Origin of the sequence: Aequorivita soesokkakensis (assembly GCF_001641085.1) — a bacterium.
Lineage (GTDB): Bacteria > Bacteroidota > Bacteroidia > Flavobacteriales > Flavobacteriaceae > Aequorivita > Aequorivita soesokkakensis.
This window is the reverse complement of the sequence record NZ_LXIE01000012.1, coordinates 24891-51128: the sequence shown is the minus strand read 5'-3', so window position 1 is coordinate 51128 and position 26238 is coordinate 24891. Positions and strand designations below refer to the sequence as shown.

23 protein-coding genes are annotated in these 26238 nt (G+C 39.2%); 17 read left to right on the top strand and 6 right to left on the bottom strand.

Annotation, left to right across the window (positions count from 1 at the left end; genetic code table 11):
- Positions 1-149: 149 nt before the first annotated feature.
- Positions 150-824, top strand: coding sequence for a class I SAM-dependent methyltransferase (locus A7A78_RS06430; RefSeq protein WP_068761794.1), 675 nt, complete (start codon positions 150-152; stop codon positions 822-824).
- 88 nt (positions 825-912) lie between these two features.
- Here A7A78_RS06430 and A7A78_RS06425 read toward each other — a convergent pair whose 3' ends face one another.
- Complete coding sequence (locus A7A78_RS06425) at positions 913-1416, bottom strand: lipocalin family protein (RefSeq protein WP_068761628.1); 504 nt, start codon at positions 1414-1416, stop codon at positions 913-915.
- A 198-nt stretch (positions 1417-1614) separates the two neighbouring features.
- Here A7A78_RS06425 and A7A78_RS06420 point away from each other — a divergent pair, with 198 nt between their 5' ends.
- The 5 genes from A7A78_RS06420 (at position 1615) to A7A78_RS06400 (ending at position 6893) form a co-directional block, all read left to right on the top strand.
- Positions 1615-2064: a YybH family protein gene (locus tag A7A78_RS06420; protein WP_068761627.1), complete on the top strand. Its 450-nt coding sequence runs from the start codon at positions 1615-1617 to the stop codon at positions 2062-2064.
- Positions 2065-2390: 326 nt separating this feature from the next.
- Entirely contained in the window at positions 2391-3545 is a 1155-nt protein-coding gene (purK, locus tag A7A78_RS06415; protein WP_068761626.1) for a 5-(carboxyamino)imidazole ribonucleotide synthase, read from the top strand.
- Positions 3546-3772: 227 nt separating this feature from the next.
- Complete coding sequence (locus A7A78_RS06410) at positions 3773-4120, top strand: GIY-YIG nuclease family protein (RefSeq protein ID WP_068761625.1); 348 nt, start codon at positions 3773-3775, stop codon at positions 4118-4120.
- Positions 4121-4249: 129 nt separating this feature from the next.
- Positions 4250-4741, top strand: coding sequence for a 5-(carboxyamino)imidazole ribonucleotide mutase (purE, locus tag A7A78_RS06405; RefSeq protein WP_068761624.1), 492 nt, complete (start codon positions 4250-4252; stop codon positions 4739-4741).
- Positions 4742-4871: 130 nt separating this feature from the next.
- Entirely contained in the window at positions 4872-6893 is a 2022-nt protein-coding gene (locus tag A7A78_RS06400) for a M3 family metallopeptidase (protein ID WP_068761623.1), read from the top strand.
- A gap of 122 nt (positions 6894-7015) precedes the next feature.
- Here A7A78_RS06400 and A7A78_RS06395 read toward each other — a convergent pair whose 3' ends face one another.
- The gene (locus tag A7A78_RS06395; protein ID WP_068761622.1) at positions 7016-8473 is read right to left on the bottom strand and encodes a M20/M25/M40 family metallo-hydrolase; all 1458 of its coding nucleotides are present in this window, start codon (positions 8471-8473) and stop codon (positions 7016-7018) included.
- A 170-nt stretch (positions 8474-8643) separates the two neighbouring features.
- Here A7A78_RS06395 and A7A78_RS06390 point away from each other — a divergent pair, with 170 nt between their 5' ends.
- Both A7A78_RS06390 and A7A78_RS06385 read left to right on the top strand, forming a co-directional pair.
- Positions 8644-9192 (top strand): sigma-70 family RNA polymerase sigma factor, encoded by a 549-nt coding sequence (locus A7A78_RS06390; protein ID WP_068761621.1) that lies wholly within the window; start codon positions 8644-8646, stop codon positions 9190-9192.
- Between the two features lie 5 nt (positions 9193-9197).
- The gene (locus A7A78_RS06385) at positions 9198-9452 is read left to right on the top strand and encodes a hypothetical protein (RefSeq protein ID WP_068761620.1); all 255 of its coding nucleotides are present in this window, start codon (positions 9198-9200) and stop codon (positions 9450-9452) included.
- Here the strand turns inward: A7A78_RS06385 and A7A78_RS06380 are convergent.
- Positions 9449-10267 carry a UbiA prenyltransferase family protein gene (locus A7A78_RS06380; protein ID WP_068761793.1) on the bottom strand — a complete coding sequence of 273 codons (819 nt, stop codon included), beginning with the start codon at positions 10265-10267 and terminating at the stop codon, positions 9449-9451. The genes A7A78_RS06385 and A7A78_RS06380 overlap by 4 nt on opposite strands.
- Before the next feature lie 131 nt (positions 10268-10398).
- On the opposite strand from A7A78_RS06380, the gene gcvP reads away from it, so the two are divergent.
- From gcvP to A7A78_RS06340, 8 genes are all read left to right on the top strand, one after another.
- Complete coding sequence (gene gcvP, locus A7A78_RS06375; protein WP_068761619.1) at positions 10399-13248, top strand: aminomethyl-transferring glycine dehydrogenase; 2850 nt, start codon at positions 10399-10401, stop codon at positions 13246-13248.
- Between the two features lie 115 nt (positions 13249-13363).
- Positions 13364-14422: a 3-oxoacyl-ACP synthase III family protein gene (locus A7A78_RS06370; RefSeq protein ID WP_068761618.1), complete on the top strand. Its 1059-nt coding sequence runs from the start codon at positions 13364-13366 to the stop codon at positions 14420-14422.
- A 40-nt stretch (positions 14423-14462) separates the two neighbouring features.
- Positions 14463-14984 carry a methyltransferase domain-containing protein gene (locus A7A78_RS06365; RefSeq protein WP_068761617.1) on the top strand — a complete coding sequence of 174 codons (522 nt, stop codon included), beginning with the start codon at positions 14463-14465 and terminating at the stop codon, positions 14982-14984.
- A complete protein-coding gene (locus tag A7A78_RS06360; RefSeq protein WP_068761616.1) occupies positions 14984-15838 on the top strand; it encodes a glycosyltransferase family 2 protein in 855 nt (284 codons plus the stop codon). Before A7A78_RS06365 ends, A7A78_RS06360 begins: the two co-directional genes overlap by 1 nt.
- Before the next feature lie 74 nt (positions 15839-15912).
- Positions 15913-17019, top strand: a complete 1107-nt coding sequence (locus A7A78_RS06355; RefSeq protein WP_068761792.1) for an alkaline phosphatase — start codon at positions 15913-15915, stop codon at positions 17017-17019.
- Positions 17020-17087: 68 nt separating this feature from the next.
- The gene (locus A7A78_RS06350) at positions 17088-17825 is read left to right on the top strand and encodes an MlaE family ABC transporter permease (protein ID WP_068761615.1); all 738 of its coding nucleotides are present in this window, start codon (positions 17088-17090) and stop codon (positions 17823-17825) included.
- Positions 17825-18589: an ABC transporter ATP-binding protein gene (locus tag A7A78_RS06345; RefSeq protein ID WP_068761614.1), complete on the top strand. Its 765-nt coding sequence runs from the start codon at positions 17825-17827 to the stop codon at positions 18587-18589. The genes A7A78_RS06350 and A7A78_RS06345 overlap by 1 nt, the downstream gene beginning before the upstream one ends.
- 68 nt (positions 18590-18657) lie before the next feature.
- Positions 18658-20271 carry an FG-GAP-like repeat-containing protein gene (locus tag A7A78_RS06340; RefSeq protein ID WP_068761613.1) on the top strand — a complete coding sequence of 538 codons (1614 nt, stop codon included), beginning with the start codon at positions 18658-18660 and terminating at the stop codon, positions 20269-20271.
- Positions 20272-20328: 57 nt separating this feature from the next.
- On the opposite strand, the gene A7A78_RS06335 is transcribed toward A7A78_RS06340, so the two are convergent.
- The 3 genes from A7A78_RS06335 to A7A78_RS06325 all read right to left on the bottom strand — a co-directional run bounded on the left by A7A78_RS06335 (position 20329) and on the right by A7A78_RS06325 (position 23581).
- The gene (locus A7A78_RS06335) at positions 20329-21765 is read right to left on the bottom strand and encodes a DUF389 domain-containing protein (protein ID WP_068761612.1); all 1437 of its coding nucleotides are present in this window, start codon (positions 21763-21765) and stop codon (positions 20329-20331) included.
- Positions 21766-22845, bottom strand: coding sequence for a mannose-1-phosphate guanylyltransferase (locus tag A7A78_RS06330; RefSeq protein WP_068761611.1), 1080 nt, complete (start codon positions 22843-22845; stop codon positions 21766-21768).
- 136 nt (positions 22846-22981) lie between these two features.
- A complete protein-coding gene (locus A7A78_RS06325) occupies positions 22982-23581 on the bottom strand; it encodes a SprT-like domain-containing protein (RefSeq protein ID WP_068761610.1) in 600 nt (199 codons plus the stop codon).
- Between the two features lie 232 nt (positions 23582-23813).
- On the opposite strand from A7A78_RS06325, the gene A7A78_RS06320 reads away from it, so the two are divergent.
- A complete protein-coding gene (locus tag A7A78_RS06320) occupies positions 23814-26195 on the top strand; it encodes a TonB-dependent receptor (RefSeq protein WP_068761609.1) in 2382 nt (793 codons plus the stop codon).
- The last annotated feature ends 43 nt before the right edge of the window (positions 26196-26238 follow it).

Sequence of the window (26238 nt, the reverse complement as noted above, 5' to 3'; positions counted from 1 at the left end):
TTTGTGAATGAGTGATGAACGTGCTGATTTACGCTTAAGAAGCACCCCCTCTCCGCCAGTGGCGGCTCTCCCCCTTAAAAGGGGGCGAAGCATTTGGGTTTTAAGCTTACAGCTTTTTAATAGTACATTTGAACACCAATTCCTTATTCGTGGAGAAGAAAGAAAACCAACCCAAAAAACCAAAAACCCCCTGGCCCACAAAGCTCGCTATGGAGCAGGTTTATGAAATGAACCTTTGGGGCGGTGATAAAGCTGAGTTCTATTCCGGAGAGGGATCGCACTGTCCAGAAATAGTAAATCCATATATAGCCGCAGTAAGCTCATTTTTAATTTCTTTTAAAAACCCACTAACGGTATGCGATTTAGGCTGTGGCGATTTTAATGTAGGCAAACAATTGGTTCATCACACTAAAAAATATGTTGCAGTAGATATAGTACCAAGCCTGATAGCGCACAATAAAGAAACCTTTAAAGCACCCAATTTAGAGTTCCAGTGTTTGGACATCGCAGAAGCTAATTTGCCTGCTGGGGATTGTGCGATACTACGGCAGGTGCTCCAACATCTATCCAATGCCGAAATACAAAGTATAGTAAACAAGTTGGCTGCTTATAAATATGTAATCCTAACGGAACACATCCCCGAAGGAGATTTTATTCCCAATAAGGATATTATTTCCGGACAAGGGAATAGATTGAAAATACAAAGTGGGGTAAACATTTTAGCACCACACTTTAATTTTGAGGTGAAAGAAGAGCGGGAATTATCGGCTGTTGTTTTAAATGATGGGAAAGGGGTTATTGTTACTACGCTTTTTAGGCTTTAGGTTGCAGGTTGCAGGTTGCAGGTTGCAGGTAAAAATATCAAACTATCCAAGAATCCAACCGTCCAACAAGCCAATGATTATCGCCAAACTATTCCCGCTGAAATTTTAAGTAGCCATCGGTAAAATAAGATATATCCGGATCACAGCAAGTAAAAATGCCCGAGCCCTTTAGCACAAGGGTGGTATCGTTCAACTCCATAATTTCATAAGGGTCTAAATAATCACTTCCCATAAAAACCAATTCCTCGTAGCTACTGTCATAATACCAAGGTTCTATGGTAAATGTATCATTGGTCTCCAATCCAGGAGGGCATTTAGGATTATTGTTGGTGCCGGTATAAATTAAGCGTGTTGTAAAATCTTCTTTCAAAACCAAGATATTCCCCTTTCTGCAGCCGTTCCATTGCGAATACAGATCGGTAGAGGCATTTCCATCGCCATTAATATCCCGCGGAACATCGTCATACCAATCTACGAGCCGCCAATTTCCAATTATTGCTAATTGCTCCTGTTCTTCAACATTGTCATTATCATCACTTTTACAACCCAAAAACAATAGTGAAATGAACAGTAAAGAGAACAGTTTTTTCATAAATTTAGATTTTAGTGCGCATTGAAATATTCAAAGTTTATATAACAACCTATTCAAATATAAACCAAAAAGAATAATATCTGAATACGATTCCACTTTCTTCCAAGAGAAGAGGAAAAAATGGAATCAATCCCAAACCCTTCCGTAACTTATTCAACCATAAGGCGTCTCTTATAATATTGTTTAAATAATAAAATTATGAAATTAAAATATCTACTCGTTTTTGCAATTTTTTGGGCTTGCAATGAGCAAACTCAAAATAACAAAGACCAATCCTTGCAACAAATTATAAAGGCAGATACCGATGCCAGTAAGCTTGCAACTGAAATTGGTTTCAATAACGCGCTTTTATCCGTTGCCGATAGCAGTTTTGTAAAACTTGGCAATGGGCAATTACCTATAGTGGGAAAAACGGCTTTTGCAAATTCGTTTGATAAAGATAATGACATCAAAACCATCACTTGGCAACCCATAAATGGAGAAGTGGCAAAATCTGGCGAGTTAGGATATAGCTGGGGCGATTGGCAGTTCAAAACACAAGACACAACATATTACGGCAATTATGTAACCATCTGGAAAAAGAAAACGGACGGTATTTGGAAAATGTGTTTAGATGGCGGCAATAGCACCCCTAATCCAAAACTATAAAGAATAACGTCTCACGATTCACGTTTCACGTCTTAAGTTTCAGGAATTCACATACTCACAAACTCACCCATTCACCTACTCACATTTTACTATCTTTGCATTCGATTTAAGCGAAAAGCGAAAAGCGAAAAGCGAAAAGCGAAAAGCGAAAAGCGAAAAGCGAAAAGCGAAAAGCGAAAAGCGAAAAGCGAAAAGCGAAAAGCGACTAGCGAAAAGCGACTAGCGAAAAGCGACGAGCCAAGAGCCAAGAGCCAAGAGTCAAGAGCCAAAAAATCAACAGCAACAACTGACAACCGACAACTGAGAACCCACAACCCACAACTGATATGAACTACTTCTCCACCAACTTCACCCTCGGCATTCTAGGCGGCGGGCAGTTGGGCAAAATGATGCTTTACGAAACCCGTAAATGGGACATACGCACCAGCGTTCTAGACCCTAGCGCCGAAGCTCCCTGCCGTATAGCAGCAGACCATTTTCAGCAAGGCGATTTGATGGATTTTGAAACGGTTTACAACTTCGGAAAAAAGGTAGATGTACTCACTTTTGAAATTGAAGGCGTAAACATTGAAGCGCTGGAAAAGTTGGAAAATGAAGGCATAAAAGTATATCCCAGCGCTGCGACGCTTAGAAATATTCAGGATAAAGGTATTCAGAAACAGTTTTATAAAGAACACCAAATACCCACCTCACCTTTCAAGGTTTACAAAGACAAAAACGATTTGAACGAAGCCATTGTCCGTAAGGAATTGCACTTCCCTTTTGTTTGGAAAAGCTGCACTGGCGGGTATGATGGAAAAGGGGTAAGCATTATCCGCACCGCCGAAGATGTAATTCCGCTTTCAGAAGGCGCTTGTATTGCAGAAAAATTGATCCCCTTTAAAAATGAATTGGCAGTAATAGTAGCCCGCAACCCTTCCGGGGAAGTAAAAACCTATCCGGTTGTGGAAATGGAATTCCACCCCGAAGCCAACCAAGTGGAATACGTAATCTGCCCGGCACGTATAGACGAAACCGTCGCACAAAAAGCAAGAGCTATAGCCACAAAAGTCTCCGAAGCATTTAAGCACGTAGGTCTTTTAGCAGTAGAAATGTTTCAGACCGAGGATGATGAAATCCTCGTAAACGAAGTCGCTCCCCGCCCCCACAACAGCGGGCATTACAGCATAGAGGCCAGCTACACCAACCAGTTCGAACAGCAAATAAGAGCAATATTAGACTTACCTTTGGGAAATACCGACAGCAAATTGGGCGGCATAATGGTTAACTTAGTAGGCGCTGAAGGCCATACAGGCGCGGTAGTCTATAAAAACATAGAAAAAATATTGGCGATGGAGGGTGTTACGCCCCACATTTATGGCAAAAAAGAAACCCGCCCATTTAGAAAGATGGGGCACGTAACCATTGTAAACAAAGACCTCAGCATAGCGCGAAAGATCGCGGAGGAGGTTAAGAGGACAATTGAAGTTATAAGCAGATAAAATGTCCCCTCGAGCGCAGTCGAGAGGTAATTGTGAAGCAGAAATACTATAAAGAAATAGGTCTCGACTGCGCTCGACCAGACACGCAAATGTTAACAATCTTTGAAACAAAAATGTCCCCTCGAGCGCAGTCGAGAGGTAATTGTGAAGCAGAAATACTATAAAGAAATAGGTCTCGACTGCGCTCGACCAGACATAGAAGTATAACTAAACTTTTCTGTTCTTAAATGAAATCATATTACATTTACATATTGGAATGTTCAGATGGTTTACTTTATACAGGGTTTACAAATAACATTTCACGACGGTTCGATGAACACCAAAACGGATTAAACAAAACTTGTTTCACATACAAACGAAGACCTTTGGAATTAATATTCCATCAAGAATTCAATGATGTGGAACAAGCCATATATTTCGAGAAAAAAATAAAAAAATGGAGTGCGCAAAAAAAGAAAGCTTTGGCTAATGAGGATTTTGAAATGCTTCAAATACTCGCAGAATGTAGGAATATGACACATTCAAAATATAGACCAACTGCCGATGAGGTATCGACTGCGCTCAACCAGACATAGAAATAAAATGTCCCCTCGAATAGCCTGTACTGAAAGCAGTCGAAGTGCAGTCGAGAGGTCCTTATTAAACAGGATTATTATAATGAAGTAGGTCTTGACTGCGCTCGACCTGACACAGAACTAGTAAATATGAGCAAAATAGCAATAATAATGGGAAGCACAAGCGACCTGCCAGTAATGCAGGAAGCCGTAGATATTTTAAAAGGATTCGACATTGAAGTGGAAGTAGACATCGTTTCCGCCCACCGCACCCCAGACAAACTTTTCGATTACGGAAAGAATGCACACACCCGCGGAATTTCAGTGATAATTGCAGGCGCGGGTGGCGCAGCTCACCTTCCTGGGATGATTGCTTCGTTATCGCCATTGCCTGTGATTGGCGTTCCCGTAAAATCCAGCAACTCCATTGATGGCTGGGACAGTATCCTTTCAATACTTCAGATGCCTGGTGGCGTACCCGTTGCCACGGTGGCATTGAATGGCGCCAAAAATGCAGGCATTTTGGCTGCGCAAATTATTGGATCTTCAGATAAATGTGTTCTCGACAAGATTGTTGCCTATAAAGAAGGTTTAAAAATGAAGGTTGAAGAAGGTGCTGCGAAAGTTCGCAGTGGTCAGTAGCAGTATTCAGTTTTAAATATTATATAAATGTCCCCTCGAGCGCAGTCGAGAGGTTATTCTAAGTAAAAAATTATCTACAAGTAGTTAGGTCTCGACTGCGCTCGACCAGACACAGAACTAGTAAAAAATTATGAATAATAACCCTCTATTACAACCATACAATACCGCTCCCTTTTCCAAAATAGAAAACAAGCACTTTCTCCCCGCTATCAGTAAATTGATCGAGGAAACAAAGGCAGAAATAGATGCCATAACTTCCAACTCGGAAGCTCCTACTTTTAAAAATACAGTGGAAGCTTTGGAAAATACAGGTGAAAAACTGGAAAGAGCAACAAGCATTTTCTTCAACCTCAACAGTGCCGAAACCAATGACGAAATCCAAAAAATAGCGCAGGAAATCTCGCCAATGCTCACGGAATTCAGTAACGATATGTTGTTGAATGTAGCTTTGTTCGAAAGACTAAAAACGGTTTACAATCAAAAAGACACATTAAACCTTTCCGAAGAACAGCAAATGCTGCTCGACAAAAAATACAAGGCTTTCTCCAGAAACGGCGCCAACCTTTCGGAAGAAAAGAAAACCGAACTGCGTAAAATTGATACCGAACTTTCTAAGCTGAAGCTTACTTTCGGAGAAAATGTTTTGGCGGAAACAAACAAATTTGAACTTCATATTACAAATGAAGAAGAACTTTCCGGCTTGCCCGATGGCGTAATTGAAGCCGCCGCGCAAACCGCCGAGGAAAAAGGAAAGGATGGCTGGGTTTTCACTTTGGACTACCCAAGCTACGTTCCTTTCTTGACTTATGCTGATAACAGAGAGCTTCGCAAAAAAATGGCGATTGCCTTTGGCGCAAAAGGTTTTCATAATGACGATTTGGATAATCAGCAAAATGTTTTACAGATTGCTACACTTCGTCATAAAAGGGCAAATTTATTGGGTTATAAAAGTCACGCGCACTTTGTATTGGAAGAACGTATGGCGGAAACCCCAGAAAAAGTAAAATCATTTTTAAATGAATTGCTTGAAAAAGCAAAACCCGCCGCACAAAAAGAGTTTGATGAATTGACTGCTTTTGCAAAAAAAATTGACGGAATTGATCATTTGGAAAAATGGGACGGAGCCTATTATTCAGAAAAACTAAAACAGGAACTTTTCAATCTCGATGATGAAAAGTTGAAGCCTTATTTTGAATTGAAGAATGTAATCAATGGCGTATTCACCGTTGCTGAAAAATTATACGGACTTCATTTTGAAGAGGTCCAAAACATAGACAAATACCACGCAGACGTAAAAACATACGAGGTAAAAGACGATGAAGGCGAATTGGTCGCTATCTTTTACGCAGACTTCCACCCGCGTGCAGGAAAACGAAATGGCGCTTGGATGACTTCCTATAAACCACAGCAAATTAAAGACGGTAAAAACGATAGACCTCATATTTCCATAGTTTGCAATTTTACGAAGCCAACTGCCAGCAAACCTTCGCTTTTAACTTTTAATGAAGTTACTACGCTTTTCCACGAATTTGGTCACGCATTGCACGGAATGCTTGCAAACACCCACTACCCCAGTCTTTCGGGAACGAGTGTTTATTGGGATTTTGTGGAATTGCCAAGTCAGATTTTAGAGAATTGGTGTTATGAAAAAGAAACCTTGGAACTCTTCGCTACCCATTACAAAACGGGTGAAGTAATCCCGATGGAATATGTTGAAAAAATAAAGGATTCCGCAACCTTTTTGGAAGGAATGGCGACATTGCGACAGTTAAGTTTTGGAATGCTCGATATGGCTTGGCACGGCAGCGACCCATCGGGAATAAAAGACGTAAAAGCCTTTGAAGTTGCCGCTTTTGATGACATACAGCTTTATCCAGATGTGAAGGAAAACTGTATGAGCACTTCCTTTTCGCATATTTTCCAAGGGGGATATTCAGCCGGATATTACAGTTACAAATGGGCTGAGGTTTTGGATGCGGATGCTTTCGCATTGTTTAAACAGGAAGGTATTTTTAATAAAAAGGTAGCTGACCGCTTTAAAGGTTTTGTGCTTTCACAGGGAGGAACGATGGACCCGATGGAACTCTACATAAAATTCCGCGGACAAGAGCCAGATCCCGAAGCACTTTTGAAACGGGCGGGATTGCTTTAAAAAAAACCTCAAAAGTTATTTAACTTTTAAGGTTTTTTAATGTCTCCTCGAGCGCAGTCGAGAGGTTCTTATTAAGCAAAATCGTTCTGAAGAAATAGGTCTCGACTGCGCTCGACCTGACATCAATTCAATATAAATTTCTTAGCAAACGTATGTCCATTTTCTAAAGCAAAATGTACAATGTAAAAACCCTGTGCAAATTGGCTTAGTTGAAGGCTTCCGCTTTCAGTATTTACTTTTTCAGAAATTATTCTTTGTCCCGCTACGTTGTAAACAGACACCTCTTTTATGTTTGAAACAGTATTGTTCAAACGATAGTTCAAGGTTTTGTCCTTTACAAAAAACCGGATCGCATTCTCAGAAAAATCATTGACCGAAAGAGTTTGCGGTTTTGCAGCTTCAATTAAAAATTCAAGACCAAGCTTTGCAAATTTTACAGCGTGATTTGGCTCATTAAAAAAAGAATAAAGATCGCCCGCTGTGTGAATGTTTGGATTGTCTTCGCCAAAGGCAGCTTCAAAAGGGAAAGCGGCATCATATCCATTATCTGCCCAACTGGCATGGTCTGAACATCCATAACCACACTCGGTAAACCCATAAGTAAAACTATGAACCCCGGATGCGTTGTAATGATCCATCAAATCTGTTAAATAATTGTTTAGCGAGGTGCTATTATAGGAATCCGTTGTTATATAAACATCGCTGTTTGATCCATTATAACCCGTCATATCAAACTGAACAAATGCGGCAACATTTACGCCATTAGCTGCATATTCCTGAGCTATTTCGGCAGAGCCCACAAGCCCTATTTCTTCAGCGGCGAATGCCATAACTTCTATGGTTCTATTTGGCACAAAGTCTTTTTCCAATAATACCCGTACCATTTCATTTAAGGAAGCAATCCCCGAAGCGTTATCATCAGCTCCCGGAGCATTGTTGTTTCCCTGAAAAGAAAAAGAGTCAATATGCCCGCCAATGATTACAAACTCGTCTGGGGTGTTTACACCATCAATTGTCAATATAACGGAAGGCATTGGAGTGTTTACGTGTTCAAAAATACGCGTGTGTACGTCCGTTCTTCCTGCAGCCAAAATCATTGCGTCCCATTTTGCCTGTTGGTCAAGAACAGCTTGTTCGGCTTCTGGTTTAGTGTGATAGCGGGTGCCGTAATTTTGAAGGTTTAAAATATCGTTTTCAATATTATTGGCATCCACCAAATCTAGGCATTCGTTTACAAATTCATCTTCAGTAATTGAATAATCTATTAATGGATTTCTTCTTGCAATTGGCTCCAAAGCTTGTAATGCTTGTTCTTCTGAAGCCCTAAAAATATAGCCCGGCCCGTGGGTTTTTACATTGTCGTGTATTTTGTGGATTATATTGTCGGTCAGAATCACTGCAGCCTGATTATTTCTACTTTCCAAAATGGTGATTTCATTTGGGTAAAGCTGTTGAATGGAAAGTGCGTCTGCAGCATCCATGGTTGCAAAAGTTAAATCAGCAGTTGGCTTGCCGTATTGTGCATACGCCGTAAATGTGAACATTAGGAACATCAAAATTCCTGTAGTAATCTTTTTCATTGGGAAATTTATATAGTTAATTATGTAAAAATATAACATCTGCATCAGATATATAAGCTTTTCAAGAGTTTAACTATTTAGGAATTAAAATATTCCAAACTAAATGGTTGGCATTTTCGTATATGTTTTGAAAACTTCCCTATTTTTGAAATAGGCTAAAAACTATTCTTTTGGAACTATTGAATCCCGACAAATGGGTTGACAATTATGCAGATTATCTATACAATTATACTATTGTTCGGGTAAATGATCCTATTGTTGCCCAAGACCTAATTTCGGAAACGTTCTTGGCGGGACTTAAATCGAAAAAAAACTTTAAGGGCGAGGCCACGGAACGCACTTGGCTCATTTCAATCCTGAAGCGAAAAATAATCGATTATTACCGCAAAATCAATTCAAAAAAAGGAAAGGCAGAGGTTCATATTTCGTATCGCGACGATGATTCTGAAGGGGATTGGCTGGAAGAAAATGCCGCCGATCCTTTTGACAGAAACGCCGAGGACCGAATGGAAAACAAAGAATTGGGACTTGTTATTTTGGAATGTTTAGACAAACTTCCCGAAAAACAAGCGACCATTTTTAAAAAGAAAACCATTGAAAATTTTGACACCGAAGCAATTTGTAAAGAATACAATATTACGCCGTCTAACTTGTGGGTAATAATCCACCGGGCACGCAAATCCATGGTTGAGTGTTTGGAGAAAAATTGGTTTAATTAAAATATATGAAGTTTTTTTTAAAGTGTGATGAAGCCGTTCACGTATGTGACAAAAGCCAATATAATGAGGCCAGCTTCTTCGAAAAATTAAAATTGAAAATGCACATCCTTATTTGTGCATTATGTCGCGGCCATGCCAAACGAAACACAAAACTTACCGAAACCATAAATGCTGCAAATATTAAAACTCTTCTGCCGGAAGAAAAAGAGCAACTGAAAAGTAGGCTTCAGCAAGAAATAAAAAACAATCCGCAAGCTTAAAGTTTTTCAAAAAGAATAAAAAGTAAATACCAAAGTATGGGCAACCCTTCTACCCAAAAAGATGAAAAGTATCTACTTTGCTCGGTTTTTGAAATCACAAGTATCCATCCCAAAACGGAACAAAAAACCAACAGACTTATAATATAGGCCACATCTGAATTTACCTTGAAGAATTCAAAGACCAAACACAGCAACAAAACTCCTTCCCCAATCAACTTTGTGGATTTAACCCCAACCTGCTGTGGCAGTGTTTTTAGGTTTAAGGCATCATAGGGCACATCGCGTATTTCAAAAGGGAGAATTAAAGCGACAACAATTAAAATCCGCTGCAAAAAAGTAAGTAAAATATCCAATGAAATAGTTACTTCCGAAGCAACAACCGGCACAATAACCGTAACCCCCGCCCAAACAAAAGCCACCACAAAAATCTTTAATCCTGAAAAATTTCGAAGGTTTTTATGCCTTACAAAAGGTACCGCATAAAAAAAAGTGGCCAGCCCAAATCCAACCGTGACCAAAAGTGTTGTTATGGAAAGTTTGAAAGCTATAAACGCAAGCAAAACAAAACATATTCCTGAAAAGATCTGAATGGTTTTCAGGGAATTTGTCAAACTTCTATGATGAAGTCCCGCAACTTTGGCGTATTTCACAAAGTTATAACCCGTTAAGGCACCAAGAAAAACAAAGAGCCAAAGCTCAATTGGAATCACTAAATGATATTCCAAAACCGTAATTGCCAATAATGATAAAACGGCCAAAGCAACATGGATGCTGGCATTAATATAAAAAGCAAAAACACGCTTTAGAAACTTCATACATCCAAAAATAACCAAAGTGTTTATAACCTTACTATTTAGTTGAAAAATAATACTTTTCAAACACTCAAAAAGAAGCTAATTCACGTTTAATATTGTAATTTTGCCACCTAAATTTCAATCGCAAATTAATGAACACAGATTCTTTTGCTTTAAGGCATATCGGTCCCCGGGAAAACGATCTTCCCGAAATGCTTAAAACCATTGGTGTAAGCTCTATTGATCAACTTATTTACGAAACCGTTCCAGACGATATTTTGCTGAAAAAAGCACTCGATCTGGACACAGCGATGAGCGAGCAGGAATACCTGGAGCACATCACCGAGCTTTCCACAAAAAATAAACTTTTCAAAACATATATTGGTTTGGGCTACAATCAGTCCATCACGCCTCCAGTAATCCAACGTAATATTTTGGAAAACCCGGGATGGTACACGGCCTATACGCCCTATCAAGCGGAGATTGCGCAAGGACGACTGGAAGCGTTGCTGAATTTCCAAACAGTAGTTAGCGATTTAACCGGAATGGAGCTTGCAAACGCTTCACTTTTGGACGAATCAACCGCTGCTGCTGAAGCAATGGCGTTACTTTATAACGTTCGCGAAAAGGAAAAGAAACAGAGCAACGCTTCAAAATTCTTTGTTTCGGAAGAAGTACTTCCGCAAACGCTTTCTGTACTTGAAACGCGCTCCATTCCGCTTGGAATTGAATTGGTTGTAGGCAACCACGAGGATTTTGACTTTTCTGAAGGCTTTTTTGGAGCCATTCTTCAATATCCAAGCAGAACAGGAAAGGTTTATAACTATAAAGAATTCATCCAAAAAGCTAACGATACACAGATAAAAGTTGCCGTTGCAGCAGATATTTTAAGTTTGGTAATGCTGGAATCTCCAGGCCATTTTGGAGTTGATGTTGTTGTAGGAACCACACAGCGTTTCGGAATTCCATTGGGCTACGGTGGACCGCACGCAGCTTTCTTCGCAACAAAAGAAGAATACAAACGCAGTATTCCGGGAAGGATTATTGGTGTTACAAAAGATACCGATGGCAACCGTGCTTTACGGATGGCTCTTCAAACAAGAGAACAACACATTAAACGCGACAAAGCCACTTCAAACATTTGTACCGCACAGGTTCTTTTGGCCGTTATGGCCGGAATGTACGCGGTTTATCACGGCCCGGAAGGTTTGAAGTACATAGCTCGAAAAGTTCACAATGGAGCCGTAACACTTGCAAATGCTTTGGAAAAACTAGGTTTTGAGCAAGTAAACGAAACTTATTTTGATACGATTGCAATAAAAACTGACGCTACTAAAATCAAGTTTTTAGCAGAAGCTAAAGAAGTGAATTTTTACTATCCCAACGACGAAACGGTTTCAATCTCAATTAACGAAACCACTACCGTAAAGGATTTAAATAAAATAGTTGCAATCTTTTCCGAAGCCATTAAAAAGGATTTTCAAAAGATTACCGAACTTGAAACCGGAAATAAAATTCAACAGGAGGTTGCCCGTAAAACCGAGTTTTTACAACAGGAAGTTTTCAATAAATACCACAGCGAAACAGATTTGATGCGCTACATCAAAAAACTGGAACGCAAAGATCTTTCGCTGAACCATTCAATGATTTCATTGGGTTCATGCACGATGAAATTGAACGCAGCTGCAGAAATGCTTCCGTTGAGTGACCCCATGTGGGGCAATATGCACCCCTTTGTTCCTGTGGAACAAGCTGAAGGTTACCAAACCATTCTGAAAAAACTGGAAAAACAGCTTACTGAAATTACTGGTTTTGCTGGAACTTCACTACAACCAAACAGTGGCGCACAGGGCGAATATGCTGGTTTGATGGTTATTCGCGCCTATCACGAATCACGGGGGGAAAGCCATAGAAATATTTGTTTGATTCCATCTTCAGCACACGGAACAAATCCTGCAAGCGCCGTAATGGCAGGAATGCAGGTGGTTGTTACAAAATCTACCGACGAAGGAAACATAGACGTGGAAGATCTTCGTGCACAAGCAATAAAACACAAAGACAATCTTTCCTGTTTGATGGTAACTTATCCTTCAACTCACGGAGTTTATGAATCTGCTATTCGCGAAATAACCAGTATTATCCACGAAAATGGCGGACAGGTTTATATGGACGGTGCAAACATGAACGCGCAGGTTGGCTTGACCAATCCGGGCGCAATTGGCGCAGACGTTTGCCATTTGAATCTACACAAAACTTTCGCTATCCCTCACGGAGGTGGTGGACCGGGAGTTGGACCAATTTGCGTTGCCAAACAATTGGTGCCATTTTTGCCTTCAAACCCATTAATCCAAACAGGTGGTGAAAATGCTATCACCGCAATTTCCGCAGCGCCTTATGGCAGCTCGTTGGTTTGTCTTATTAGCTATGCCTACATTTGCATGCTTGGGGTGAACGGTTTGAAGAAAGCTACACAAAATGCTATCTTGAACGCAAACTATATCAAAGAAAGATTGAACGGCCATTATGAAGTGCTTTACGCAGGCGAACGCGGCCGTGCTGCCCACGAAATGATTGTGGATTGCCGCCCATTCAAAGCAAAAGGAATTGAGGTAACCGACATCGCAAAACGATTGATGGATTACGGTTTTCACGCACCAACGGTGTCCTTCCCAATTGCGGGAACTTTGATGATTGAGCCTACTGAAAGTGAAAGCAAGATGGCTTTGGATGAATTTTGTGACGCAATGATTTCTATCAGAAAAGAAATTGAAGCCGCTGATAAAGACGAGCCAAATAACGTTTTGAAAAATTCACCACATACCTTACAAATGCTAACTGCTGATACTTGGGATTTCCCATACAGCAGACAGGAAGCGGCATTTCCGTTGGAATACATTTCAGACAATAAATTCTGGCCTTCGATTCGCAGGGTAGATGATGCGTATGGCGATAGAAATTTGATATGCACTTGTAATCCTATTGAAGCTTATATGGAGGCTTAATTAAGTTATCAGTCGCAGTCGCAGTAGGCAGATAAAATAAATTATTTTTACTGAATACTGCGACTGAAAACTGAATTACTGAATTTTCCGTATTTTTAACGAAACCTTTCAATTTATGAATGTCAAAATAACAGGCATAGGCAGTTATATTCCAAGTGAAGTTGCCAAGAACGAGCATTTCGGCGATCATCATTTTTACAATGAAGACGGCACTCGCTTTGGCAATGAAAACACTGTAATAATTGAAAAATTTAAAGCTATTACGGGCATTCACGAAAGACGATATATTCCAAAAAAATTAGCCACTTCAGACATTGCATCTTTTGCTGCTGAAAATGCCATCAAAAATGCCGGGATTAATAAAGAAGAACTTGATTATATTATCGTGGCCCATAATTATGGCGACGTAAGGCACGATTCTGTTCAGAGCGATACCGTGCCCAGTATTGCAACCCGCGTAAAACACAATCTTAAAATCCAAAACCCAACTTGCGTGGGCTATGATGTGCTTTTTGGCTGTCCGGGATGGATCGAGGGAATGATCCAAGCCTATGCTTTTATAAAAGCGGGAATGGCAAAAAAATGTTTGGTTATTGGGGCTGAGGCCCTTTCACGCGTGGTAGATCCGCACGATCGGGATTCCATGATTTACAGTGACGGAGCTGGAGCCGCGGTTGTTGAACTTACGGATGAAGCTGGCGGTTTTCTTTCACATTTTAGCGCGACCTACGCTTTTGAGGAAGCACATTTCATTTTCTTTGGCGAAAGCAATAATTTGGAAAGAAAGGATGCCCGCCGCTATATAAAAATGTACGGTAGAAAAATTTACGAATTTGCTTTAAATAATGTTCCTGACGGAATGAAAACCTGCTTGGATAAAAGCGGAGTTGGAATTGACAAAGTGAAAAAAATATTTATCCACCAAGCAAACGAAAAAATGGACGAAGCCATCGTAAACCGTTTCTACAAACTTTACGATAAAACTCCTCCCGAAAACATTATGCCCATGAGCATAGACAAATTGGGCAATAGCAGCGTCGCAACTGTTCCAACGCTATATGATTTGGTTTTAAATGGAGAGCTGAAAGGACATTCCATCCAGCAAGGCGATGTGGTTATTTTTGCAAGTGTTGGCGCGGGAATGAATATTAATGCGATAGTTTATAGAGTTTAATTAATTCTGAATTCAGAATTCAGAATTCAGAATTGAAAAAATGTACGAAGGCAAGTTTCCCAAGAAAAGATACAAACACACCCTGAATTTTCTGAACGAAGTAATTTCCAAAGAAGAAAAAATTCTCGATTTGGGCGTTTCCAACCCTTTTTCTAAAATACTCACCCAAGAAGGTTTTCACGTTACAAACACCAAAGGTGAAGATCTCGATTTAGAGACAACTGTGGTAAAAACGGAAAAATTTGACGTGGTCACCGCTTTTGAAATCTTTGAGCATTTGGTTTCGCCTTTCAACGTTTTAAATGATATTCGGGCTACAAAATTGGTTGCTTCCGTGCCCTTAAAATTGTGGTTTGCCTCGGCTTATAGAAGCAAAACCGACAAATGGGACCGCCACTATCACGAATTTGAGGATTGGCAATTTGATTGGTTGCTTGAAAAAGCAGGCTGGCGAATTGTGAAAAGTGAAAAATTCACCAATCCCGTAAAAAAAATTGGCATACGCCCCATTCTTCGAAGAATTACCCCTCGGTATTACTTGGTTTATGCTGAAAGGATTTAATGGATTTCTATATAGTCATACCAGCCCATAACGAAGAAGCACATATTTCTAAAACGTTGAATTCTTTAGCAGAACAAACTCTTCTACCCAAAAAGATTGTTGTTGTCAATGATGCATCAACAGATGGCACCCAAAAAATTATTGATCAATTTTCAGAAAAATACTCTTTTATTGAAAGTGTTTTTTTCAATTCCGAAAAACTTCACGAGCCCGGAAGCAAGGTTATCAATGCTTTTTACAAAGGCTTTGAAACACTCGACAACAACTTCGACATTATTTGTAAATATGATGCAGATTTAATTTTTCCGAAGAATTATTTAGAAAAAATTGCAGCAGCATTTCAAAACGATAATTCCGTAGGAATGGTTGGTGGTTTTTGCTATATAGAAAAGAACGGGGAATGGGTTTTGGAAAATCTCACAAATAAAGACCACATCCGTGGTGCCTTAAAAGCATATAGAAAAGAGTGTTTTGAACAAATAAAAGGTTTAAAAAACACTATGGGTTGGGACACAGTTGATGAACTCCTCGCCCAATATCACGGCTGGAAGGTTAAAACCGATACTTCGCTACACGTAAAACATTTAAAACCTACCGGAAAAGTTTACACAAAAGCTTCAAGGCATAAACAGGGAGAAGCTTTTTACAAAATGCGCTATGGGTTTTGGCTAACTTTTATTGCTTCAGCAAAACTGGCTTCCAAAAAAAATAATTTTCAGTTTTTTATAGATTGTATTCAGGGTTATAAAAAGGCTAAAAATCAAAAACTGGATTTTATAGTTTCTGAAAAGGAAGGAGAATTTATTAGAAATCTGCGTTGGAAGAATATTCTCCAAAAAATTGGTGTTCGTTAATTTTAAATTTTCACAACCTTTCTTTAACACCCAAACATTTTTATAATCCCTATTTTTGCAAACAAAATTTTAGAATGAAAGCTAAACTTTCCCTCCTCACTGTTCTTTTTACTTTTGCGATAATTTCAACTTCCTGTGTTTCGGTTCAAGTAAAGGACAACACGGTTTCCAATATTTCTTCCGAAGTAAAAAACCCAAAAAACATCATCCTTTTGATTGGCGACGGTATGGGCCTGAGCCAAGTTTCCACAGCTATTTATTATAAAAATGGCAAACCGAATTTTGAACGTTTCAACACGATTGGCTTGAGCAAAACCTCTTCTGCTAGCGATTTAATTACGGATTCCGCTGCAGGAGCAACGGTTTTTTCGACGGGCGTAAAAACCTATAATGGTGCCATTGGCGTAAATAAAGATACCATTCCAGTGCCCACAATTGTTGAGGAGTTGTCAAAAAGAGGATTGGCTACGGGCATTGTGGCCACTTCGTCCATACAGCATGCAACGCCCGCCAGCTTTTATGCGCACGTAAAATCGCGCCGACTTTATGAAGATATTACCTCTTTTGCACCAAATAGCGGTGTAAACTTTTTTGCAGGTGGTGGCTTAAAATTTTTCACCAAAAGAAAAGACGGAAAAGATTTACTGGCTGAAATGAAAGCCAAAGGCTATGAAGTGATTACCGATCAACTTCCAAAAACTATAAGCGAAAAAAGTGAATTAATACTGCTTGCCGATGACGGCATGCCAAAAATGAGCGAAGGCCGTGGCGATTTTCTGCCGAACGCCACCAAACTTGCTTTGGAAAAACTTTCAAAAAACGAAAAAGGATTTTTTTTGATGGTTGAAGGAAGCCAAATAGATTGGGGCGGCCATAATAACGATGCAGATTACTTAATTCAAGAGCTTTTGGATTTTGACAAAACCTTGGGCGTAGCTCTTGATTTTGCAAAGCAAAACGGTGAAACGCTTGTAATTGTTACTGCAGACCACGAAACGGGCGGTTACACGCTAGCTTCCTATGGAAATGATTACAACAAAATTAAACCAAGCTTTTCCACAACTGGACATTCTGGGACCATGGTTCCCGTTTTTGCGGAAGGGCCGGGCGCTTCAAATTTCAATGGAATTTATGAGAGCATTGAAATTTACCACAAAATGATGGCGCTTTTTGGTAAATAAAAGCTAAAAAAAGCTTTTTCAAAAATCCGTGGGCTAATTTTAGTATTTTAGCCATAGCTATCTTTTTTATGAAGTATTTACAAGATATTGGTTCCTATTTTTTGATGATCAAAAAGGTGTTTGGCAGTTTCACCAAAACATCTGTTTTAAAACATCTTATCTTTAAGGAAATCAACGACCTTATTATTAGTTCTCTGGGCATTGTCGCTTTCATCTCCTTCTTTGTTGGCGGGGTTGTAGCAATACAGACTGCCTTAAATATGGACAATCCCTTAATCCCGAAAAGTCTTATAGGTTTTGCCACACGCCAATCTGTAATCTTGGAGTTCGCGCCGACTTTCATTTCAATAATTATGGCGGGAAAAGTAGGGTCATTCATAACTTCCAGCATTGGTTCCATGCGGGTTACCGAACAGATTGACGCCTTAGAGGTAATGGGGATCAACTCGCTAAACTATTTGGTTTTCCCAAAAATTGTTGCATTAATGTTCTATCCATTCGTGATTGTAATTTCTATGTTTCTTGGTATTTTGGGCGGCTGGGTGGCTGGTGTTTATGGTGGCTTTTCCAGTTCCACTGCCTTTATTTCGGGATTGCAGGACAGCTTTATACCCTATCAGCTTTTTTATGCTTTCTTTAAAACCTTTGTTTTTGCCTTCATTTTAGCCACGGTTCCTTCATGGCAAGGCTATTATATGAAGGGTGGCGCACTTGAAGTGGGAAGAGCCAGTACCAATTCCTTCGTTTGGACGAGTGTGCTCATTATTTCGGCCAATTATATTATAACCCAATTATTGCTTAGCTGATGATAAAAGTAGAAGACGTACATAAAAGTTTTGGGGAAGAAGAAATTCTGAAAGGGATAACTACGGAATTTGACAAAGGAAAAACAAACCTTATTATCGGTCAGAGCGGTAGCGGAAAAACCGTTTTATTGAAATGCCTTATTGGCCTCTTCAAACCAGAGCAGGGCAAAATCTATTATGAAGACAAAGCCATTCAGAATATGGATGATGAAGAACAAAGAAAGCTTCGCGAAGAAATAGGGATGCTCTTTCAAGGTGGCGCACTGTTCGATTCCATGAATATTGAAGAAAATGTAATGTTTCCGCTGCGTATGTTCACAAAACAGAAAAAAGCAGATATGCTGGCAAGGGTGAACGAGGTGCTAAAAAGGGTAAACCTTGAAAACGTGAACAAAAAATTTCCCGCAGAAATCTCTGGCGGAATGCAAAAACGTGTTTCTATTGCCCGGGCTATCGTAAACAAACCCAAATTTCTTTTTTGTGACGAACCCAATTCTGGGCTTGACCCAAAAACCGCAACTTTAATTGACACCCTTATTCAAGAAATAACCCACGAATATGACATTACAACGGTTGTGGTAACCCACGACATGAACTCTGTAATGGAAATTGGCGAAAAAGTTGTCTTGCTAAAAAACGGCAAATTGGTTTGGCAGGGAACCAATCAAGAAATTTTCAAAACGGACAACGAAGACGTAACCAATTTTGTATATTCTTCAGATCTTTTCAAAAAAATACGGGAAGTTCAATTGAAAGAAGGTTAATTTTTTTCTTTCTACATCCCTATTTATCAAATATTTTAATTTATTTTTAGTGTCCAAATTATAATATTATGATAAATAAATTACTTTCCCTTTGCACCGTTTTATTCAGTGCTTCTTTAATGGCCCAAGTTACGTTTACCAACCAAAGTGGGCTAATTGGTAATTATGACGATTATTCTGAAGTAGCTGTTGATATGAATGGCGATTATCTTGATGATTACGTTCGGGTTTCCGAAAATGGAATTGGTATTGACTATCAACTTCCAGATCACACTTTCAATTCAATATTTATTACAACCCCAATACAGAATATTCCAGATTGGAGTGTAGCTGCGGGCGATATTGATGGCAACGGATTTAACGACCTTCTTCTTGGAAACAATTCACGCGTTTCCTTTTTATTCGCCAATGAAGACGGAACTGCCTATACCGAAGTGCCCAAACCGGATTATATCTTTTCACAAAGATCAACCCTTGCCGATATAAACAATGACGGTTTGCTGGATGCTTTTGTTTGCCATGATGTTGATCTTAGCCATCCATACCGCAATGGTGGCGGCCAAAATATGATTCTGGACCAAACCTTAATTGTAACCTTAGACAGACCTGGAAACTATGCTGCTATTTGGGTAGATTATGATAACGATGGCGATGCCGATATGTATTTAACAAAATGCCGTGGAGGAGCTTTGCCAGGTGATGAAAACCGCGACAATGCAATGTACACCAATAACGGTGACGGTACTTTTACTGAAAACGGGCTTGACATCGGAATGCGCGACAATGCACAATCTTGGTCAACCGTTTTTGAGGATTTTGACAACGATGGCGATTTTGATGCTTTTATAGTTAACCACGATTTTCAAAACCGCTTGATGCAAAATGATGGCACCGGAATGTTTACCGACGTTATTGCAGGTTCGGGCATAAACCCAACAGATCTCGGCGCTTGGGAGAACCAATCGGGCGATTTCAACAATGATGGCTTTGTGGATATTTTTTCTGAAATGTCCAAAGAACTTTACCTCAATAATGGTGACATGACATTCACGGGTCAAGATTTAAACTTTGACGAAGGAGGAATTGGCGATTTCAACAACGATGGTTTTTTAGACGTTGTTAACGATGGAAACCTGTATATTAATGACGGGAACGCCAACAATTGGGTGAAAGTTGGATTGGAAGGCGTTGAAAGTAACAAAAACGGAATTGGTGCCAGAGTAAAAATTGTTGGTGATTGGGGCACTCAAATGCGCGAAGTGCGTTCTGGCCAAGGTTTCAGCCATATGAATTCTTTATTGGCACATTTCGGGATTGGGACAAGCACCGCAATTGAAACCTTGATTATTGAATGGCCTTCAGGAACCGTTGATGTCGTTCCAAATCCAGATACAAATACTACCCACATTATTGTTGAAGGAAGTTTTCCGCTTTCCATTGCAGACAATTCTATTGAAAACCTAAAATTATATCCAAACCCAACTTCTGAACTCCTTTATTTTTCAATGAAAGGTTTGGAAAATAATCCAGTTCAAATTATTGACGTAAATGGAAAAATAGTGTTGAATAGTAAGGTTTCAAATGAAGGTTCTATAAACGTTTCTTCATTAAGAACTGGAACTTATTTTGCAATGTTACAGGTTGAAAAGAAAACTGCTAGTTATAAATTTATAAAGAATTAAACTTCTTCCAAGATTTAAACGAAACAAAAAACCCAGCAATTTAGCTGGGTTTTTGTTTTACGGATATTCCGAAACCTGAAGAGTGTCCAGCTTCAATTTAAATTTGATCCACGCCTCAATTTTTTTCAAATCGTTCCTTTTTTCAGCTGTTGTTACATTTTTCTTCCACCGTATGTTAATTACCGGAAGTGTGTCCGTTTTTTTAAAATTCGTTGTGATTTTGTTTGAATAACTAAAAGTTTCAACACCTTCATAGTTTATCTTCAATTCTTCACTCAATTCTTTAAAAGGAACATTTTGAACTTTTATAAGGGCAATCTGGTTTTCCAAAAAGCGAATCTGTTCATCTTTATCTTGGATTAATTGCTCATTTTTTACGTATAAATCTTCAAGGATTCCAGCTTTAATCTCACCAGAAAGTTTCGCGGCCATTTCGCCACTTTGGTCTGCACCTTGGTAAATCCGTAAATGTGTTTGCTCCAACTTTTCCGTTTTCTCAAGTTTTGAAAGCCATTCATTTATCTTGTTTTGGGGAACGGGGCGGCCAATTAAATAAACATCAATATTTTTCGATTTATAATCCTGTGTAAACTTAACAACCTCAGCGCCTTCATACTTAATAATGTTTTTTACAAACTCTTTTGTTTTGGTCTCAAAAACTTGCTGATCCAACAATTTCACAAAAAGCCATACACTGGGAACCATAACCGCAATTGCTATTACTGAAGCAATTTGGGCAGTTCGTTTGCGCCTTTTGCTGTTGGCATAGCGCACCAATGGAAAGCGCAATATTTTTGAAACTATAAATGTAGAAAGCGCAATAAAAACTGCGTTAATTGAGAACAGATAAAGTGCGCCAATTGCATAAGGGCCGCTGCCAATAGCCAAACCATACCCTACGGTACACAGCGGCGGCATCAATGCCGTGGCAATAGCAACCCCAAAAATAACGCTGGCAATAGTCCCGCTTTTTGTTTTTGCAACTATCAATCCCAGACCACCAAAAATGGCTATAAGCACGTCCAATATTGTTGGATAAGTTCTTGCAATCAATTCCGGCGTTTCTTCTGTTAAGGGTGAAATTTTAAAATAAAGAAAAGCCGTTAGCACGCTTAAAAAAACCATCACCCCAAGATTTATAAACGAGCGTCGCAAGGTTTCCACATCATTGATGGCTACGGAAAGACCGATCCCAACAATTGGCCCCATTAATGGCGAAATAAGCATCGCGCCAATAACTACAGCGGTGCTACTAACATTTAAGCCTATAGACGCAACGAATATTGAAAAAATAAGAATCCAAGCTGTATGTCCTTTAAAGGAAATATCTTTTTTTACCGCTTCAATCGTGGCATCGCGGTCTGAATCTGTTTGAATATCAAAAAGCTCAACTAAGAATTTTTTGATGCTTTCCCAAGTGTTCAGCTTTACGCTTTCAAACTCTTTATCATTCGGAGTTATCTTTATTTCGTCATTATTTTCTGAATTCTCCATCTATGAATATTTTTTACCAAATTTAGTTGAAACCTCTTTCAAAAGCTCCTTTATCTCCTGCTCTTTTTTCTTAGGAAATAATAACAAAACATCTTTTTTGTCCACAACGATATAATCTTCAATTCCATCCAAAACAACAAGTTTTTTTGAACTGGTGAAAACCATATTATTTTTGGAGTTTTTTAGAATTGTTTCAGCATTTACAACAGAATTACCGTTTTCATCTTTGTTCAATTTCTCGTGAAGCGCGCCCCAAGTGCCCAAATCGTTCCAATCAAACGTGGCCTTTTTCATAAAAACATTATCCGCTTTTTCCAGTATCCCGAAATCTATGGAAATATTTTCTGCCTCGGAATAATTGTTTTCAATGAATTTTTTTTCTTCGGAAGTATTCAAAACAGGAATTCCCTTTGAAAACAACAAATTCATTTCAGCCAAATGCTTTTCAAAAGAGGCAACAATACTTTTCACACTCCAAATAAAAATACCCGCATTCCACAGAAAATTTCCTGCAGCAAGAAATTGTTTTGCAGTTTCATAATCAGGTTTTTCACGAAACTGTTTTACTTTTTTAATTTCAGAAGCGTCATTTTTATCGCTTTCAATATAACCGTATCCTGTATTCGGAAAGGTTGGTTCAATGCCCAAAGTGAGTAAAATATTATCTTTTTCCGCTGAATCAAAACATTTTTGAATATCATTTGCAAAAGCATTTTCATCTTCAATCCAGTGATCGCTTGGTGCCACGAGCATCAACGCGTTCGGGTTTTCCTTTTTTATTTTTAAAGCGGAAAGCAAAATGCAGGGCGCAGTATTCCGCATTGCAGGTTCAAGAACCACTTGTTTTTCTGAAATTTCCGGCAATTGTTTCAGTGTAATTTCCAGATACATTTCATTTGTAAGTATATAAATATTTTCCGAAGGAATAATTTTGTTAAGCCTTGAAAAAGTTTTTTGCAGCAGCGTTTGCCCCGTACCAAGCATATCGTGGAATTGCTTTGGAAATTCTTGGGTGCTCACTGGCCAAAATCGGGAACCAATGCCACCGGCCATAATTACTGCGTAATAATCTTTGTTCATGTATAGTCTATGAGTTTAGGAGTCGATAAGTTGAGGAGCCAAACCGTAACCCTTTTAAACTAATTTATCGTTTTTATTTTTCTATAAACCCCAATTTCTGAATTCCATAAATCGCTCCACTCATAAACTCATTGACTCATCGACTTAAAAATTCCACTTCAGCATTAGGATTGAAAAGATACGTTCTTCCTGTAGCAACTTCCAAACATTCAAAACGTTTTACACGCTGCTTTCCGCGTTTAAAAATTTTACCGTTGTACAATCTAAAATGCCCCCCAAAAGGTATTTCAAAGATATAGTTTTTATCGTTCTCTGGGTCAAACTGCTTTAAGGCCAATGCAAGGCTGGCATCTGTATCACTCGAAGCTTTTGGGTTTTTAAAATGGCGCGCCAATAAAGGCAATAATTGATTAGGAAAAACCTCGGGGCGCAAAAAAGGGAGCATCAACAACTGAAAGGTACGCTTCCATTCCAATCCATGGGGTTTTATGAGTCTTCCATATTTTGTGAAAGCTTCCAGATGAGCTATTTCGTGAACCAGTGTAATTAAAAAGCGGTATTTGTTAAGCGAGGCATTTACTGTGATTTTATGTTGGCCATTGGGCATTTTCCTGTAGTCGCCGTGGCGGGTAACCCTTTCATTTACAATCTTAAGATGAACATTGTGTGTTTTTATCAACTCAAAAGCTGAAGCAACGGAAGCTTGTGGAATGTATTTTTCAAGAATATCAGTCATAAAATACCCAAACGAAGGTTTCTATCCATTTTTACAGCTTCAAAAATAGCAGGTCTGAAACAATTTAAAGGAAATTTTAAAGCTTTTTAAAAAAAATATTATTTGCATTTCTTTTGATTTCAACATATTATAAATTACTATTTAAAACTATTCTAAATAAGCTTTGAAAATTAAAAGTTCCGTTTTAGATTTGCTCTCAATTTAAAACCAATCTAAATAAAAATAATACAAAATGAAATTCATCACCACCCTATTTTTCCTCTTGTGCGTACAGTTTATATTTTCACAAGAGGTGGCAGAAATTAACGGAACGGTTACGGATATTGACAATAATCCAATTCCTTTTGCTAGCGTTTATCTTCCCGAACTTAAAAAGGGAAGTGCGGCCAATGCCGATGGAAAGTTTACAATCAACAATATTCCTTATGGCCTATGGCAACTTACAGCGAGTGCTGTTGGTTACGAAGCTTCCACGATTACAATTAATCCGAACGAGCCTGTTTTTAACGGAGTCATTTTTCAACTTACCCACGATAACGAACTTGACGAAGTGGAAGTTTTCGGTAACCGAAACGACCATCCCGACAAAATTGAATCAATCACACGTTTGCCTCTTAAACCTTATGAACAGATCCAGAGCATCTCAGTGCTTTCAGAAAAATTGATTGAGGATCAAGGTGCTTTGAGCATTGCCGAAGCCACTAAAAACGTACCGGGCGTTTACACCTTCGCGACTTATGGCAACAAACGTGAGAGTATGTCCTCTCGTGGATTTAGGGGAATTCCTATTTTGAAAAACGGAGTACGGATTCATTCAGATTTTCGCGGTGTTGGTATATTGACCGATATGCAGGGTGTGGATAACATTCAAGTTCTAAAAGGAACCGCTTCCATAACCCAAGGCGTAGCAACAGATTTGGGAAGTCCCGGCGGAATCATAAATATTGTTACCAAAACTCCAAAATATACTACCGGAGGAAGCGTGAGTCTGCGCGGTGGAAGTTTTGGGCAAATACGTCCTACATTCGATGTTTATGGGCCACTTAACAAAGAAAAAAATATTGCGTTCCGTTTAAATGGCGCTTTGGAAAGAGCCGATAGTTTCAGGGATTTGGTGGAAAAGGAAAGTTTTTACTTCAATCCTTCTTTTGAATGGAAAATAAATGAAAAGACAACGGTAACTTTAGAATTGGATCATTATTACGACAGCCGTACCCCAGATCTGGGCACCGTAAACTTGGCTGAAAATGATATGAATGCAATTTATGATCTTCCACATTCACAATTTTTAGGTTTTGAAAACGATCGTTCCATCACCGAAAATACTACCTATGCCATCAGAATGGATCGTGAATTAAGCGAGAAACTTACATTAAAAGGAGCTTTCTATAGTTCGTCACTAAGCTTGGATGATAAAGGTGCCGGTTTGGGAAAAACTATTGAGGAAAATGAAATGCCTATTTACAATATTCGCCAACGCAGCTACTCCACCTCTACCCGCGATGACAACAACAGTGTGCTCCAATTTGACTTGATTGGGGATGATGTTTACACAGGTTCTATAAAACACACTTTCCAAGTTGGGTTTGATTATCGGGCCTCACGGTTTAGTACAAGCAGCCAATCTGCTGGAGTTGTAGATACTATTAATGTTTTTCAAAACATAGAACACAGATTGCCCAATGTTGCCTTGGGAGAAGCAAATGTGAGCGGCGGAAAAACAAATTCATTAGGTTTTGTTGCCCAGGATGTGATTTCTTGGAACAGTTGGCTGAAAACATTTTTGGGGGCACGTTACAGTTCAACCGAAACGCTTTCAGAAGTTGAAAACACACGTAGCGATGCTTTTAATCCTCTGGGAGGAATTATCGTTTCGCCAATAAAAAATGTAAACGTTTTTGTTTCATACACCAACAGTTCCTATCCACGAACAGCTTCACGTTTGGGTCAAAATGGAGAAGAATTGGGCAACGAGCGCTACGACCAATTGGAAACGGGGTTTAAAACAACTTGGCTCAACGACCGACTGCGATTTAACTTGACGCTTTATAAAATCAACAACAAAAACATAAACCTTCCTGTTTATGACGAAACTTGGACAAACATTTTATATTACGCAAAAGGCGGAAACGACCAGCGCCAAGGAATAGAAGTAGAACTTACCGGAAGGCCACTTGAAAATCTGGAGCTGATTGGCGGTTACGCATATATTGATGCGCAATATAAAGAGCATACCTCCTATGTTTATGGTTCTGCACCGCTAAATACCCCAAGACATACCTTTAATGCCTATGCCAATTACTCTTTCAGAAATAGCATTTTGGAAGGGCTTTCGGTTGGCGCTGGTGCGTATTTTACCGGAGAACGCCCTATCAACGATTGGTCGTCGGGACCTGTTACCCATCAAGGAATTGTGCCAAACCAAAAACCCTTTGATGTAGAAGCCTACACCTTGGTAAATTTTCAGGCGGAATACAAATTCAATAAAAACTGGAGTCTTCAATTTTTATTGAATAATGTATTTGATAAGATAGGTTACAACGCCTATAGAACCAGTTATATCAATCAAACCGATCCACGAAACTTTGCAGGAGTCCTGCGCTATAATTTTTAGTTGTTTGAGTGTTAGTTTATAAAGGCATGACTTAGGTTGTGCC

Excerpts from the sequence above, each read along its gene's own strand:
- A7A78_RS06425 (WP_068761628.1), bottom strand. The coding sequence starts at position 1,416 with ATGAAAAAACTGTTCTCTTTACTGTTCATTTCACTATTGTTTTTGGGT.
- A7A78_RS06420 (WP_068761627.1), top strand. The coding sequence starts at position 1,615 with ATGAAATTAAAATATCTACTCGTTTTTGCAATTTTTTGGGCTTGCAAT.
- purK (WP_068761626.1), top strand. The coding sequence starts at position 2,391 with ATGAACTACTTCTCCACCAACTTCACCCTCGGCATTCTAGGCGGCGGG.
- A7A78_RS06410 (WP_068761625.1), top strand. The coding sequence starts at position 3,773 with ATGAAATCATATTACATTTACATATTGGAATGTTCAGATGGTTTACTT.
- purE (WP_068761624.1), top strand. The coding sequence starts at position 4,250 with ATGAGCAAAATAGCAATAATAATGGGAAGCACAAGCGACCTGCCAGTA.
- A7A78_RS06400 (WP_068761623.1), top strand. The coding sequence starts at position 4,872 with ATGAATAATAACCCTCTATTACAACCATACAATACCGCTCCCTTTTCC.
- A7A78_RS06395 (WP_068761622.1), bottom strand. The coding sequence starts at position 8,473 with ATGAAAAAGATTACTACAGGAATTTTGATGTTCCTAATGTTCACATTT.
- A7A78_RS06385 (WP_068761620.1), top strand. The coding sequence starts at position 9,198 with ATGAAGTTTTTTTTAAAGTGTGATGAAGCCGTTCACGTATGTGACAAA.
- A7A78_RS06380 (WP_068761793.1), bottom strand. The coding sequence starts at position 10,267 with ATGAAGTTTCTAAAGCGTGTTTTTGCTTTTTATATTAATGCCAGCATC.
- gcvP (WP_068761619.1), top strand. The coding sequence starts at position 10,399 with ATGAACACAGATTCTTTTGCTTTAAGGCATATCGGTCCCCGGGAAAAC.
- A7A78_RS06370 (WP_068761618.1), top strand. The coding sequence starts at position 13,364 with ATGAATGTCAAAATAACAGGCATAGGCAGTTATATTCCAAGTGAAGTT.
- A7A78_RS06365 (WP_068761617.1), top strand. The coding sequence starts at position 14,463 with ATGTACGAAGGCAAGTTTCCCAAGAAAAGATACAAACACACCCTGAAT.
- A7A78_RS06360 (WP_068761616.1), top strand. The coding sequence starts at position 14,984 with ATGGATTTCTATATAGTCATACCAGCCCATAACGAAGAAGCACATATT.
- A7A78_RS06355 (WP_068761792.1), top strand. The coding sequence starts at position 15,913 with ATGAAAGCTAAACTTTCCCTCCTCACTGTTCTTTTTACTTTTGCGATA.
- A7A78_RS06350 (WP_068761615.1), top strand. The coding sequence starts at position 17,088 with ATGAAGTATTTACAAGATATTGGTTCCTATTTTTTGATGATCAAAAAG.
- A7A78_RS06345 (WP_068761614.1), top strand. The coding sequence starts at position 17,825 with ATGATAAAAGTAGAAGACGTACATAAAAGTTTTGGGGAAGAAGAAATT.
- A7A78_RS06340 (WP_068761613.1), top strand. The coding sequence starts at position 18,658 with ATGATAAATAAATTACTTTCCCTTTGCACCGTTTTATTCAGTGCTTCT.
- A7A78_RS06335 (WP_068761612.1), bottom strand. The coding sequence starts at position 21,765 with ATGGAGAATTCAGAAAATAATGACGAAATAAAGATAACTCCGAATGAT.
- A7A78_RS06330 (WP_068761611.1), bottom strand. The coding sequence starts at position 22,845 with ATGAACAAAGATTATTACGCAGTAATTATGGCCGGTGGCATTGGTTCC.
- A7A78_RS06325 (WP_068761610.1), bottom strand. The coding sequence starts at position 23,581 with ATGACTGATATTCTTGAAAAATACATTCCACAAGCTTCCGTTGCTTCA.
- A7A78_RS06320 (WP_068761609.1), top strand. The coding sequence starts at position 23,814 with ATGAAATTCATCACCACCCTATTTTTCCTCTTGTGCGTACAGTTTATA.